The organism is Flavobacterium rivuli WB 3.3-2 = DSM 21788 (assembly GCF_000378485.1).
Lineage (GTDB): Bacteria > Bacteroidota > Bacteroidia > Flavobacteriales > Flavobacteriaceae > Flavobacterium > Flavobacterium rivuli.
In genome coordinates this window covers 345,317-359,219 of sequence record NZ_KB899966.1, presented here as the reverse complement: position 1 = coordinate 359,219, position 13,903 = coordinate 345,317, and the positions used below count along the sequence as shown (strand labels likewise).

General features: G+C 39.6%; 16 protein-coding genes. 13 read left to right on the top strand and 3 right to left on the bottom strand.

The genetic code is table 11. The annotated features are described in order from the left end of the window. Positions 1-211: 211 nt before the first annotated feature. The 13 genes from F565_RS0101745 to F565_RS0101685 all read left to right on the top strand — a co-directional run bounded on the left by F565_RS0101745 (position 212) and on the right by F565_RS0101685 (position 11,783). Entirely contained in the window at positions 212-1,852 is a 1,641-nt protein-coding gene (locus F565_RS0101745) for an FAD-dependent oxidoreductase (RefSeq protein ID WP_020211464.1), read from the top strand. Positions 1,853-2,009: 157 nt separating this feature from the next. Next, on the top strand, positions 2,010-2,327 hold the full coding sequence (locus F565_RS0101740) for a GNAT family N-acetyltransferase (RefSeq protein WP_020211463.1): 318 nt from the start codon (positions 2,010-2,012) through the stop codon (positions 2,325-2,327). Positions 2,328-2,335: 8 nt separating this feature from the next. Beyond that, entirely contained in the window at positions 2,336-2,620 is a 285-nt protein-coding gene (locus tag F565_RS21050) for a hypothetical protein (protein ID WP_051087073.1), read from the top strand. 83 nt (positions 2,621-2,703) lie between these two features. Continuing rightward, the gene (locus tag F565_RS0101730) at positions 2,704-3,660 is read left to right on the top strand and encodes a pepsin/retropepsin-like aspartic protease family protein (protein ID WP_154652505.1); all 957 of its coding nucleotides are present in this window, start codon (positions 2,704-2,706) and stop codon (positions 3,658-3,660) included. Positions 3,661-3,742: 82 nt separating this feature from the next. Continuing rightward, positions 3,743-4,648, top strand: a complete 906-nt coding sequence (locus F565_RS0101725; protein WP_020211461.1) for an alpha/beta hydrolase — start codon at positions 3,743-3,745, stop codon at positions 4,646-4,648. Positions 4,649-4,701: 53 nt separating this feature from the next. Continuing rightward, positions 4,702-5,142: an OsmC family protein gene (locus F565_RS21045; protein ID WP_020211460.1), complete on the top strand. Its 441-nt coding sequence runs from the start codon at positions 4,702-4,704 to the stop codon at positions 5,140-5,142. Positions 5,143-5,197: 55 nt separating this feature from the next. Next, complete coding sequence (locus F565_RS0101715; RefSeq protein ID WP_231559596.1) at positions 5,198-6,808, top strand: Na+/H+ antiporter; 1,611 nt, start codon at positions 5,198-5,200, stop codon at positions 6,806-6,808. Between the two features lie 117 nt (positions 6,809-6,925). Continuing rightward, complete coding sequence (locus F565_RS0101710) at positions 6,926-7,576, top strand: CPBP family intramembrane glutamic endopeptidase (protein ID WP_020211458.1); 651 nt, start codon at positions 6,926-6,928, stop codon at positions 7,574-7,576. Between the two features lie 151 nt (positions 7,577-7,727). Further along, on the top strand, positions 7,728-8,117 hold the full coding sequence (locus tag F565_RS0101705) for a RidA family protein (protein WP_020211457.1): 390 nt from the start codon (positions 7,728-7,730) through the stop codon (positions 8,115-8,117). Positions 8,118-8,165: 48 nt separating this feature from the next. Further along, complete coding sequence (locus F565_RS0101700; protein WP_020211456.1) at positions 8,166-9,134, top strand: pepsin/retropepsin-like aspartic protease family protein; 969 nt, start codon at positions 8,166-8,168, stop codon at positions 9,132-9,134. Positions 9,135-9,202: 68 nt separating this feature from the next. Continuing rightward, complete coding sequence (locus tag F565_RS0101695) at positions 9,203-10,222, top strand: VOC family protein (protein ID WP_020211455.1); 1,020 nt, start codon at positions 9,203-9,205, stop codon at positions 10,220-10,222. Between the two features lie 49 nt (positions 10,223-10,271). Further along, positions 10,272-10,841: a Crp/Fnr family transcriptional regulator gene (locus F565_RS0101690; protein WP_020211454.1), complete on the top strand. Its 570-nt coding sequence runs from the start codon at positions 10,272-10,274 to the stop codon at positions 10,839-10,841. Between the two features lie 78 nt (positions 10,842-10,919). Next, positions 10,920-11,783, top strand: a complete 864-nt coding sequence (locus tag F565_RS0101685; protein ID WP_020211453.1) for an SDR family oxidoreductase — start codon at positions 10,920-10,922, stop codon at positions 11,781-11,783. Between the two features lie 454 nt (positions 11,784-12,237). Here F565_RS0101685 and F565_RS0101680 read toward each other — a convergent pair whose 3' ends face one another. From F565_RS0101680 to F565_RS0101670, 3 genes are all read right to left on the bottom strand, one after another. Continuing rightward, on the bottom strand, positions 12,238-12,636 hold the full coding sequence (locus F565_RS0101680; RefSeq protein ID WP_020211452.1) for a hypothetical protein: 399 nt from the start codon (positions 12,634-12,636) through the stop codon (positions 12,238-12,240). A gap of 536 nt (positions 12,637-13,172) precedes the next feature. After that, positions 13,173-13,487, bottom strand: a complete 315-nt coding sequence (locus tag F565_RS0101675; RefSeq protein ID WP_020211451.1) for a phenolic acid decarboxylase — start codon at positions 13,485-13,487, stop codon at positions 13,173-13,175. Continuing rightward, the gene (locus tag F565_RS0101670; protein WP_197062220.1) at positions 13,484-13,900 is read right to left on the bottom strand and encodes a nuclear transport factor 2 family protein; all 417 of its coding nucleotides are present in this window, start codon (positions 13,898-13,900) and stop codon (positions 13,484-13,486) included. Before F565_RS0101670 ends, F565_RS0101675 begins: the two co-directional genes overlap by 4 nt. Positions 13,901-13,903 lie beyond the last annotated feature (3 nt).

Below are 13,903 nucleotides of genomic sequence, written 5' to 3'. Positions count from 1 at the left end.
TGGCTGGCCATTAAGTGGTGCAATGTACAAATATCAGTAGTTTTTGGTGGATAAATGGCGTGTCGCTCATTAACTGCTGCAATACTAATGTTAGGGACTCGAAAGCCAAACAGAACTATAGCGAACAGTGATTCGAATTGTGTGCAAAACCATTAAGGGGTATTCCGATACGAAAAAATTAAAGCTCTAATAATAAAACATAGTATATACAATGACTGACCCAAGATTTCCGGTTTTAACCCAAAAACAAATTAGCACCCTTAAACAATCGGGTACTGTAATACGCTTTGAAAATGAAACAGCAGTTTTTGAAGGCGGGGACAGCGCGTATGACTTTTATGTTGTCTTAGACGGAGCGATATTTATTAAAGACCCGATGAATAAAGATCAGGTTTTAGCGACACACGGTATAAATGAATTTACAGGAGACAACAGCATGTTGTCCGATAGGAGTATACCTTTTAGCGCCTATGCTTCAAAAGGCAGTACGGTTCTGCGTATTGCTCCTGCTGATCTTAAAGAGATCATAGCAAAGCATAGTGATATATGTGATGTCATTTTGAGTGCTTTTATTCAGAGACAGGAAACGATGCTGAAAGAGTTTAGCGGTGGTATAAAAATATTCGGTTCTGAAAAATCTAAAGAAACATATATTTTACGCGATTTTATGGAGAAAAACCATATCTGGCATACCTTTTTGGATACAGATACCTCTGAAGAAGCACAACATTTACTGGAAAATTTTGGACTGAAAGACGAGTATTTACCCATTCTTGTAAGCATTACGGGTGAAATCTCGAGAAAACCTACCCTTGCTGAGCTTGCCAAACAAACTGGAGTATTAATTGAATTTGGGGATGAACTATTTGATGTATTAGTGGTCGGGGCCGGCCCATCCGGATTGGCTGCAAGCGTTTACGCCGCATCAGAGGGTTTAACTGTAATTACAATTGATGGTAACGCACCCGGAGGGCAGGCCGGAAAAAGTTCTAAAATCGAAAATTACTTAGGCTTTCCTACAGGTATATCCGGAAATGACCTTGCCAATAAGGCCTATATCCAGGCGCAGAAATTCGGTTGTACCATCTCTATCCCACAAAAAGCGGAAAAAGTTGAGTATAACGGTAGCTATTTCACATTGTGTGCATCCAATGGAAAAAACATTAAAGCAAGATCGATAATTGCAGCGACCGGTGCAAATTACAGGCGTTTGCCTATAGACAAGATTGAAAAGTTTGAAGGCAGTGGTGTTTTTTACTCCGCTACAGGAATGAATGCCTCTGCCTGCAAAAACGAATTGGTAGGTGTTGTTGGCGGCGGTAATTCGGCAGGCCAGGCCGCATTGTTTTTAGCCGATCATGCCCACGAGGTTCACGTGATCATCCGTGGTAATGATTTAGGGGACAAAATGAGCGATTACCTGGTACAGAGGATTTACACAACGCCTAATATCATTGTACACAAGGACAGTAATATTGCCCAGCTTAACGGGACACATTACTTAGAATCTTTAGTGTTGGACACAACTGGCAGCAAGCAAACAATAGGCATCTCCAATTTATTCACCTTTATAGGGGCAAAGCCCTGTACAGAGTGGTTAAACGGACTTGTTTCTATGGATGAAAGGGGATTTATATATACCGGTGCAGATGTTATTGAATCGGCAATGACCCAATGTTCCATCTATGGACAAAGAAAGCCACAATCCCTGGAGACCAGCATTCCCGGCTTTTATGCCGTTGGCGATGTCAGAAAGGGTTCTGTAAAAAGAGTAGCCTCTGCCGTTGGCGAGGGTTCAATGGCAATTAGCCAGATCCATCAATATTTAGCAGAACTAAAAACGACAGTTTAAAGAGCAACTGATTATCAAATGGAAAAAGATTAGATGACACGTTTGGAAATGGTGTTGAGCTGTACCGGGACAGGCCAATGAAGGAAAAGAAATATATGAATTGCGCAAAAAACGTAACACTTTAAACGGGAATTCCATTAAACATATTACTAAGAAAATGAAAACAATTTTTGAAGATATTCCTTTACAGAAAAACAAGGAAAAGAGCCGTTTTGAGATAGCGGTAGACGGGAACTATGCTTTTATCAATTACGGAGAATTTGGCAACCAGATAGCGCTTGTCCATACTGAAACAGACCCTGAATTATCAGGTAAAGGTGCTGCAAGTGCGGTAATAGAGAAGACACTACAGTATCTGGATAACAACCATATAGAACTGCTTCCATTTTGCCCGTTTGTATTTGCATTTATAAAAAAGAATCCGGACTGGAAACGTATTGTCAGTAAGAAATTTAGGGGGTACGACCAACTATAAATATCAACATGAAATCATACGATAATTTAATCGAGGCGCTAAACGACCTTAAAACGGAAGGGTATGTGGAGGATTTCAACCTGAAGCAGGATCGCATAAAATGCAGAAATGGAAAATACAGGCTATTCCATAACGAATTTGAAATTGGCCATTATTTTAGGTTTGATGATAAAGATTCCAGCCCCGATAGTTCATCTATTCTATATAAAATAACTTCGGGAAAATACGGGTTAAAAGGGACGCTTATCAATTCTTCAGCATTTATTCCAGCAATATTAAGGATGAAATGCTAAGCAAACTCAAATTCGTGAATTAGTACCAATTGTGTTTTACGTTTGAAAGTTCTAATAGGTATAAATTGTAATTGCAAATCAAAATGAATAAAATGAAGATCGTAAATTTTTTGTTTTTTATCTTTTTAACGACATCCTTTAGCGGTTATGCCCAGAAAACCAATGCTGTAAATACGGTACAAAAAAACGGAACATATTTAAAAGGAGACGTGGTAAAAATACCGGTAGCTATTATTCTCGACTGGGCCTTTATAAAAGGAGAAATCAATGGGGTAAAAGGGCGTTGGATGTTTGATACGGGGAAGAGTGAGGCAGTGACGCTCCATTCTAAAAAAGTATATGGGATCGAATCAAAAATAACAGGTTCCGGATTTGTAGGCAGTGGGCAAAAATTTGAGGTACTCGAGTATCCGGTAATTGGCCAGATTAAAATTGGAGACAATATATATGATTCTTTAAAAAATGTGATGGGTAATAATTATGATTTTCTTGAACAGATTACCCCTGAAGTTCTTGGTCAGGTAGGCTTTAACTTTTTTAAAGGCTACGATATGAAAATGGATTATTTAAGAAGTGAACTTACTTTTTATAAACAAAAGGAGGATGCTGAAAATTGGAAAGATATCAAAAAGCATAAAAATTATATCACCTCATTACCTTATTTCACCCGAAAGCTGGATAATCATCCAATGATAAAAATACAGCATAAGGGAATCGATCTTCTTGTATCGTTTGATTCCGGTGGCGGAAAAGGCAGTGTTACTATGGAGGATGCTCATTTTGAAAAGTTGAAAAATGAAGGAGATATTGAAGATTTTTATGACGAACCGGGCACGCTCTACAATTGGCATACTATTAAAATTGATGAGCTTTTAACTATAGACCTGTATGGGATAGACAGAGAATATGATAGCCCTGCCCACAAGTCTTTGCAAATAACTGAAAAAAATACACTTACGCTCGCCTATTCTTTTTTTTCCCAGTATATAACGATATGGGATACTAAAAATAAAGTGATCCACGTGTTAGAAAAAAAGTGAATTAATAGCAATAGGGTAGACAATTCTGCCAGAAGTAACCATAAATGTTGGTATAAAACTGATATATCTAAGTTATAGAAAAATGGAAAAAGTAAAATTTAAGAACAGCAACTGGGATGTCGCTGCTAATATTCATTTTCCAAAGGATTTCAATCCTTCAAAACAATATGCAGCAATTGTATGTGTCCATCCCGGCAGCAGTGTAAAAGAACAAACTGCAGGCCTTTATGCAGCAGGATTAGCTGAAGAAGGATTTATTGCGCTGGTATATGATGCCTCTTTTCAGGGCGAGAGCGGCGGTGAGCCGCGTTATCTGGAAGACCCGGCGACCAGGGTCGAAGATATACGTTGTGCGGTAGATTATCTTACTACCTTACAATACATCGATGAAAACCGTATAGGAGTTTTAGGTATTTGTGCCGGTGGTGGTTATGCTGTAAATGCGTCGTTAACAGAACGCCGTATAAAAGCGGTAGGTACTGTAGTCGCTACGAATGCAAGCCGTGCTTACGGCGAATCGGATGTAGTACAGACATTAGAAGCCGTTGGGGCGCAACGTACTTCTGAAGCCAGGGGTGAAGCAGCCAAGATCGTGCCCTGGACACCTGAGTCTGCCGAAGATGCCAGGAAAAAGGGTATGGATGAATTTGATATGCTGGGAGCAATTAACTACTATCGTACACCCAGAGGTGAGTACCCTACCGCCAATAATAAGCTACTCTTTAAGAGCATGTCTGCTTTGGCGGTTTTCGATGCATTCCATCTTACGGAGCGCCTATTGACCCAGCCGTTACTGGTAATTGTTGGAGATAAGGTAGGCGCCTTTGGCTCTTACAGGGATGGCTTTACCCTTTTTAATAAGGCGGCTTCAACAAATAAAAAAATCCATGTTGTTAAGGGTGCGGGCCACTACGATCTGTATGACCAGCCTGAAGCGACAGGGGAGGCATTGGCACAACTTGCGGCATTTTATAACAAAAATCTATAACTATTGCGCAGGTGGCAGCTGGTACCCATAGGTCTGCATTATAATTGTCAAACATGAAATATTTGTTAGAAGTCCCGATAAAAGGAACCATCGGAAGCGAAAAATTTCGGGCAACGATTTGCTGGAGGAATGGTGAGCTGATTACAGACGAACCCGATAGCATTGGCGGGAGAGACCTTGGCCCTGATCCATACACCCTTTTACTGTCTTCATTAGTCTCGTGCACGCTGGCTACACTCAGGATGTATATCGACTTTAAAGGCCTGGTAATTCCTGATATAGAAGTAGAGGCAAATTTGTTCTATAGAATAGAGAATGATGTTACAGTAGTGTGTATTGAACGCAGGATAGAAATTCAGGATTCACCAACTCCGGAGGTCAGGCAAAAGCTAATCCGGATCGCTGAAAACTGTCCGATTTCGAAAATCCTTGAAGGAAAAATTAAAATCGTCACTGAATTTAAAAAAAAGAACTCAGTGTTTAATGCAAAGTAGAACAGGAAGCTGTATATAAATGCCTGTCCCCGGCGGTCAGCTGATTAACAATAAAATGATGCATGAAAATCTGCTTTTAATACTTGGGTTGCTTTTTGCCTTAATGCTTTTGGTCATGCTGGCCCAGAAACTACGCATAGCCTATCCAATTTTTTTGTTCCTGGCTGGTTTGGGCATCGGCTTCATTCCCGGTATCCCGGTATTTAAATTGGATCCTGAATTGATCTTTCTTGTCTTTTTGCCGCCGTTGCTTTACGAAGCGGCCTGGTATACCTCCTGGAAAGAGTTTAAGAAGTGGAAAGGCCCTATAGCGCTGCTTGCCTTTGGTCTGGTTTTTCTAACGTCATTCGTTGTGGCCTATGCTGCCCAATCATTTATACCGGGTTTTACATTAGCCCTCGGTTTTCTGTTAGGCGGTATTATTTCTCCTCCCGATGCGGTGGCTGCAGCTACGGTCTTAAAAGGGCTTAAGGTACCAAGAAGGACTATCACGATTTTAGAAGGTGAAAGCCTGGTCAACGATGCCTCCTCACTAATCGTTTTCAGGTTTGCTTTAGCGGCCGTCCTTACGGGTACCTTTTCCATGGGTCAGGCTGCCGGGCAATTTTTCTTAGTAGCTGGGATGGGAGTTGTGGTTGGTCTGGCAGGGGGACATATTATGTATGTTGTACACCGCTTTTTGCCGACCAGTTCAGCCATAGATGCCACGCTGACGGTGATGACCCCATACCTTTTGTTCCTATCTGCAGAACACTTTCATTTCTCTGGGGTTATGGCTGTAGTGAGCGGTGGATTATTCATGTCATTCCGTTCACATGAGGTTTTCACGAGCGGCAGCACGAGGATGACTATGAGTGCTGTGTGGCATACGCTCATTTTTGTTTTAAATACACTTGTGTTTATCCTTATCGGGCTCGGGCTACCGGCAATTGTAGGTGGGCTGGCGGAAACATCCATTCTTCATGGTATAGAATACGGCCTTTATATAAGCCTTACAGTAATCGTGATACGGCTTCTTTGGATTTACGCCGTAGCACACATTCCCCGCTGGATAATTAAAGAGCACCGCCGGGCCATATCACCCGGCTGGAAAAATCCATTAATCATCAGCTGGGCAGGAATGCGTGGTGTTGTATCTCTGGCCACAGCGTTATCAATACCTCTTTTAATGAAGGATGGGAGGGCTTTTCCTCAACGGGACCTCATTATCTTTATTACGTTCATAGTTATACTTGTCACCCTTGTCTTCCAGGGTTTGACGCTGCCCTATGTTATTAAATTGACAAACATCGGCGAGTTGGACCCGGTGCTTCCGGAGCATGAACAGCACATGGGCATACGGCTTCGACTGGATACACTAGCGTTCGAGCATCTGCATGGAAAGTATTCCCCGGCTCATGAAAATAATACCCTGATTACAGCACTGAAAGAAAAACTGAAAAATGATATAGAAGGATTTAGGAAGTCTCTAACCTCAGTAGAAATCGACAGTAAGAATAGTTCCGAACGTAAGGAATTTTATAAAATCATATCGGAAATACATGCTTTGCAGCGTAAAGAATTATTTAAGATGAAAAACGAGAGGACATTTACTGATGAAGCAGTACGCAAGGCAGAATACCTGCTGGACCTGAACGATATGAAAGTTATTGATAATGTACTATAGAATAAGACTGTTGACCGTCTGGGTCAAATTGCTGTAACCAGCAATTCAAAACCGCATGATGTACTATGGGAATAATAAGGCTATTCAATTTCACACAACCCTTAAAAATCGTATACAATGATACTGTTAAACAAGAAAAAAAAGATAATTTTAGATGGATTACTTTTTTCAATTATACTGCTGTTTTACTTTACAAATTGGATCCAATTTCCTTTCAAGCTGCCTTTATGTGCATTGCTGATAATAGCGGTAACTTTCCTCAAAAGCAAAAACTTACATGAATTAGGTTTTTTGCATAAGGTTTCGTTATGGAAGACCATCTTATGGGCATCTCTAATTGTTTTTATGGCGACGGTTGCCATATTATTATGGACTCCATTTCTCGAAGGCTTGTTTGGTAAGCCCGACTATTCAGCTTACGGCGTTTTGAAAGGAAATAAAAAGTTGGTTCTCCAACTTTGGTTCTATGGGATGATCAGCGCCGCTTTTGCAGAAGAAGTGCTCTTTAGGGGCTATTTCTGTTCATTACTTGTATTCTATATCGGAACATCACAACTGTCAAAAGCCATTACGATAGTAACCGGAGCCTTATTGTTTACACTGGCTCACTATTCTCAGGGGATATCGGGGCTAATCAATATATTTATAATCTCCTTGGTTTTTTATATTGTTTTTATCCGCAGTGGCAGGAACATTTATGCAACAATCCTGGCTCATGCAATTGTTGATACGGTTGGATTGTATCAAATCTATTTGGGTGATTATTAGATTAAAAACAGTTGCGCATTCTGAATTAGAAGAGCAACCTGAATTAAATCGAAACGCAAAAAATAAAATTTATTCCCGGATTACTGAGGAATTACCTGACCTGAAAAACACGAACTGTACCTCTAAAGGTGCATAATAAAAAGTGAAAGAAATGGAAAAACGTGAAATTAATCCCTGGAAATGGCAGGATGCCCGTAATTATGTTCAGGCCGTAGAGGTCAAAAACCCTGAAGCTACACTATATATCTCGGGGCAGACCGCAATTGATTCAGAAGGCATATCGAGCAAAGCGGATATGCGCACGCAGCTTAAAAAAGCTCTTGAAAATTTGGAAACTGTTATTAAGGAAGCCGGGTATGAATTAAAGAATATTGTGCGCTTAAATGTATATACTATATCACATGAGGAGTTCTTTAGGGAATGGGATGTTCTGCAGGATTGGACGGTACAAAATGGAATTAAGCAGAGCGGAACCTATCTTGAGGTAAAATACCTTTTTGAAACTTTAAAAGTCGAATTAGAGGCAACAGTAGTGCGATAAGCACACTCATTTCGCAAATCAAAGCAAACAAAAATACGATCAAAAATCATGAGTTCATTAAAATATATGTCACGCGCCAATTTATATTTTTGGTTAATTAATTTATTATTATGTTATTATTCAACCCAAATAAAAGCCCAGGTCTTTGAAAAAACACCGGAACTGCATGGCGACATAGTTGTATTTCCTATCACCATCATCAATGCTTTTCCTTTCATTTCAGGGACGGTTAATGGTGTTGAAGGCAAATTCATGTTCGATACCGGAAGCCCGGCTACTATTAGTCTCAATGATAATTTTATCAAACTGCCCAATAAAAAAGTAAAAGGTAATGGTTTGGTTGCCAGCGGCCAGTCTTTCAAAACCAGTATATCTGACACGATCCGCGAAATTAAGTTCGCAAATGGCATTACATATCGGAATCTTGAAAATATTATTAGTGGAAATTATGATTTTCTGCAGAAACACATCACACCGGACTGCATCGGCTACGTAGGCCATAATTTCTTTAACGGTTATCTGTTTAAGCTGGATTATCTACAAAGAAAAATTACATTTTACAAAACTTCTGCCGAACGTAACATTTCCAAAGACTTTTTATTAAATGAGAAGGTCTTAGCAATTATCGATTTTGAAATAAGAAAATTACCAAATAATCCTCTTGTAAAGTTAAAAATTGGCCATATCGATGTTTTGGGCGCTTTTGATACAGGACAGTATGGATCATTACAATTAGATAGTATTTCAGGTTACAAACTGAAAAGCAAGGGTTACGTCATAAATTCAGGTACGGATAGTAGCGGCGATACCTTATTGAATGTTAAAAATATTACTATCGGAAAATTTAAAACTGATTTAAAGGGAGTTGGATTTTCTAATTTAGAAGACACTCAGATCGTCAGAAATGCTTTGGGTATTACCGAGCCGAATATCTTGGATATCGGTTACCGCTTTTTCTCACAATATAAAACGGTATGGGACTATCCTAATAAGAAAATTTATATACTTGAATATTAATTACAGTTTGCCTTAGAAGAAGCCTATGACAAATAACTAAGCGATTAATAAATTAAATTCTAACAAAATTGAAAACAATAAAAAATAGATCTGCCCGTAACATCCTGGTAACACCTGCCATTGCATTTTTAAGCGTGGTATTATTTCTTACACTATCAGAAAAAGCTTCTGCTCAAAATGGGGCAGGTATCCAGGGTGTTGAACATGTCGGTATCAATGTTCCCGACCTTGAAAAAGGCGTAGCCTTTTTTACCGATGTATTAGGCTTTACACCTGTAACTCAAATAGGCCCTCTCCCTTTAGATGCAGGCTGGAAACAAGCGAACCATGTTAATCCAGGAACCGGGGCGGTTACTATTAAGATGTTTAGTGCCGGAACCGGAGCGAATATCGAAATCATCTGTTATGCAGATAGTAAAGGAAATAAAGTACAGCCTAATACTGACGATGTCGGGGCAACACACATAGCCTTTTACACTACAGATATTTATGCTGCCGTAAAATACTTAAAAGCTAAAGGTGTAAAAATAATAGGTGAGCCCTACGTAACTCAGGGGGGAGATACAGTGGGGGAAACATGGGTCTATTTTGAAACACCATGGGGCTCTAAGCTGGAACTTGTTTCTTACCCTAACGGCAAAGGTTATGAAAAAATAAATCCAAAAGTAATATTATGGTCTCCTAAAGATGCTGCTGAAAATACATCGTTCAGTTCAAAAAATGAGGTTGAGAACCTTTCAATAAATAAAGCATTGGTCCAGCGTCATCTTGAAATATGGAATGAAAAGGATCAGGACACGAGAACCGCTGCAATGGCAAAGATTTATGCTAAGAACATCGAAATGGTAGACCGCAGTTTTATCGCAACGGGTAATGATGAAATCAGCAAATTTGTAGAGGAAGTACAAAAGAAGAATCCTGATTTCAAATTCATGGCTAAATCTGTTGAGGGACATCATAATATTATTCGTCTCTATTGGCAATTCGGACCGGTATCAAAACCTGCTACAATAACTGGGATGGATATATTTGTTTTGGAGAATGGTAAAGTAAAGAAAATGTATGTTTTTGTTGATGATGTAAAATAATCAAAATTTTGGAGACAGGAACTGCCTCCAATAAATAAATATCTTACCTATGAAACCGTTTATAGATTACATATTACAGTTTGGCAACCTGAATCAGCAGCAGACTGACCTTATTATGAGCAAAGCAAAAATGTTTGAACTTCATAAGGACGAGTATTTCTCAGAAGCCGGAAAGATTCCAAGGCAAGTTGGATTTCTTCTTGAAGGCGTCGTGCGTTTCTGCTATTATAACAACAAAGGCCAGGAGATTACCCATCATTTTATTGAGGAGAACAATTTTGTTTCAGACCAGGAAAAGTTTGAAGCGCAAGTAGCGGCTTCCGAATACATACAGGCGGTTACCGACTGCCGGTTGCTTGTTTTTTCAAAGAAAGACTGGGATGCTATCGGCAATACCATTGTTGGCTGGGATGCTATTACAGGGCTGATTTTAAAAAACTGTCTCTTAAAAACAATTGAAAGGAGGAGCCCGCTGGTCTCTGAAGATGCCACTACCCGATATTTATCGTTTGTTGAAAACTTTCCTAATCTTATGAATCGCGTTCCGCTGTCTTACATCGCTTCTTATTTGGGAATTACCCAACAGTCGCTGAGCAGGATACGGAAAAATATCCTTTGAGATCGCTTTTTACCATATGGTAAATGATATCTTTTTTTAGATGCCGACCTTTGTGTAATTATTTTAAAAAATATAAAAATGAATAAAAAAGTTGTATTAATAACAGGAACAAATAGTGGTTTTGGATGGTTTACAGCCAATAGTGTCGCGGCTTTGGGGCATAAAGTTTATGCTACCATCAGGGATATTGAAGGAACGAATGCTGATAAAGCGAAAGCCCTTGCGCAGGTAGAAAATGTGACAGTGCTGGATGTATCGCTAACCGATGAGACAAGCGTGAAAAATGCCATAGACACTATAATTGCAAAGGAAGGCAGAATTGATGTATTGGTAAATAATGCAGGTGCTGCAATGTTCGGGGTGGCTGAAACGGTATCTACTGATGATATGCAGCGCATGTTTGATATTAATGTTATTGCTCCCTGGAGATTAATGAAATTGGCTTTGCCATATATGCGTAAGCAATCAGATGGCCTGATCATCAACGTTTCAAGCGGATGGGGCAGGTTCGCCGCACCTTTTACAGTAGTATATGGTGCTTCAAAGTTTGCTTTGGAAGGTTTAAGCGAAGGTTTGCATTATGAAGTTAGGCCGTTGGGAGTTGATGTAGCTATTATTCAACCGGGCGCTTTCCCTACTGAAATGTCTCAGAAAATCCAGCCGGGCTCTGACGCGTCAGTTGCTGACGATTATACAGCGATAGCAGAGGTTCCAAATAAAATATTTGGTGCCATCGGCCAAATGTTTGAAACCTCAAATCCAGATCCGCAGGAAGTTGCAGATGCGGTAGTAAACCTGATTAACTTACCAAAGGGTCAGAGGCCGCTAAGAACAGTTGTTGACCGCTCTACAGGAGCAATTACTAAAAGGGCGAATGATGCTGTACAAGCTGAATTTGAAAATGTATTAAAGGCATTTGGTATGGAAGATCTGCTGGCTTAAACAATCACAATTACCATTTAATGGGCTCTGTACTACATGAAAATAGTATTGATTATTTCCTCTGCGCGTATAATATGTATACCCGCAATAATTGTAATTGATGACAAAAAGATTTGTGGAGTTTTGGTTCATATACTATGAGTTTATAAGTTAAATAGCCTGCACAATTTGAGCAGGCTATTTCAGCTATAAATAGGCTTGTGGAAATCCCACCGGTTCTTACAATGTTAATTGCAAAAAAAAACCTGGCATCGGTTCGCAATAAAAGATGCAATGCGGAAGTGCTAAGGTAGCACTGTCTCCGGGCAATCCCAAATGTTTGGAAAAGCTGTCAGGCCATTCTTTTTGGGTAATGCAATTTTGACCCATAGCTTTCCGCTAATGGTTATTTTCACAAAACATAAATTGAAGGCAACAAAGGCGCTATCAAAAGCGGTTTTATTACAGCAAATTATTATTTGTATTTAATAAAGGTCGCCCGGATTTTTGTTTCTTTTAATTGGGACGTAGTGTTATTTGAAAAACCGGTAGTTTTGTTCTCCTTTTTTTTACTCTCACTGTTACTGCCCGAGCTGGATGTCGCATACACCTCTTCTTCCATTGTGAAGATTACCCCATCAGCACCTTTCTTTTTTGCCAGTTCGATGATTTTTGCCTGGGTCTTTTCTAACGAACGGAAACCTTTATCAAGTTCTGTTTTTCCCATAACGGTATATCCCTTCGTAATGTCAGCAATATCATAGAATTCATCGACAGTCTGTGTTGGTGCATAGGTCTTTCCAAAATACTTTTGCGCGTTGGCGTTGCTAAAAAAGAGCATCCCGAATATTAAAATTACAATTGACTGTTTCATATTTTTAAAGTTATATTTTTAATTATGGTTTAAAGGTACATTGTCCCTCTTTTGGGAAAGTTTAGTTTTCGACTGAAGTGATCAAATTTGAGAGTGAAGTAGCCGGTTGCGAGATTAAACTATATGGGCAAAAGTTAATAATTTACCGAAGCTCTCCATAAAAATTATAATTCATTTAGGCATTCAAACATGAAATTATCGGAATAGGAATGCTATCGGCCGCCAAGGGGTACCGCAAATGCGTAATAAGGGGATCACCATTTGATCTGCGCACCTACAGGCCCTTCCAGTGGTCTGGAGGTGCGCAGTGAAATAGATTAAAAAAACCTATACAAAGTTATTTTTTTAATTGTCCTGATCACTTCGCTACATTGCAATGCTATTACAATTGTGTTCCTTTCCAAATTTAATTGTTTTTACTATTTCTAATTACGTTACAAACTTCCCGTCCGGACATCTGATTTTCAAGTTTGGCATAGCTTTCTATATCCCAATATGTTATAGCAATTTGCGAAGGGATGGCAGTCGTTTTACCTTTATAAAATACGTATGGTTCCCTTCATTGGATAAAAGCTGCCATCGGGCAATGTAGCATTACTGTAAAGTATGCCATTTTCATGATCTTCGATATGCGTTACCGTAGCCCCTGTTGCCTCCTTCCATGCTACCATATAAACCTGGGGGCGTACTTGGGAGATTGTAATTTGTACTTTCTCTGTATGACCTTGTTCGCCCGGCCCACCTCCGTCGACGATCTTAAAGACCAGTGAATTTTCCGACTCAAAGAAAAGTTCCGATTTGAATGCTCCCAGATCTGCCAGAAACGTTTTGCCTGTTAAACTATTTTTCATTCCCCTGGATTAATTAAATTGAATGAGGTCATGGAGTTTCCGCTTGCCGTTTTTTCGGCCGGCACTTCATCCTGAACCACGTCCCAGTGCTCTGCAATTTTACCGTTCTCAAATCTGAAGATATCCACTACAATTAGCGGGGACGGTCCCCAGCCCGTAACCTGGCTGTGGGAAATTACTATGTTACCTGTTTCTATGAAGATACCGGGAACCCATTTGAAATCCCGGGCGATATTATTTTTTAGTATATCCCTTAAACCCTGATGCCCATTGGTCATTGAAGGATTATGCTGCAGGTACGACTCATGCCAATAGCGCTCTATTGCCATACTGTCCCTGTCAACAAAAAATTCTTTCATCGCTTTTATTACAATTTCTTTATTGGTCATTTTTATATTGTTAAATGTCTGCACGTT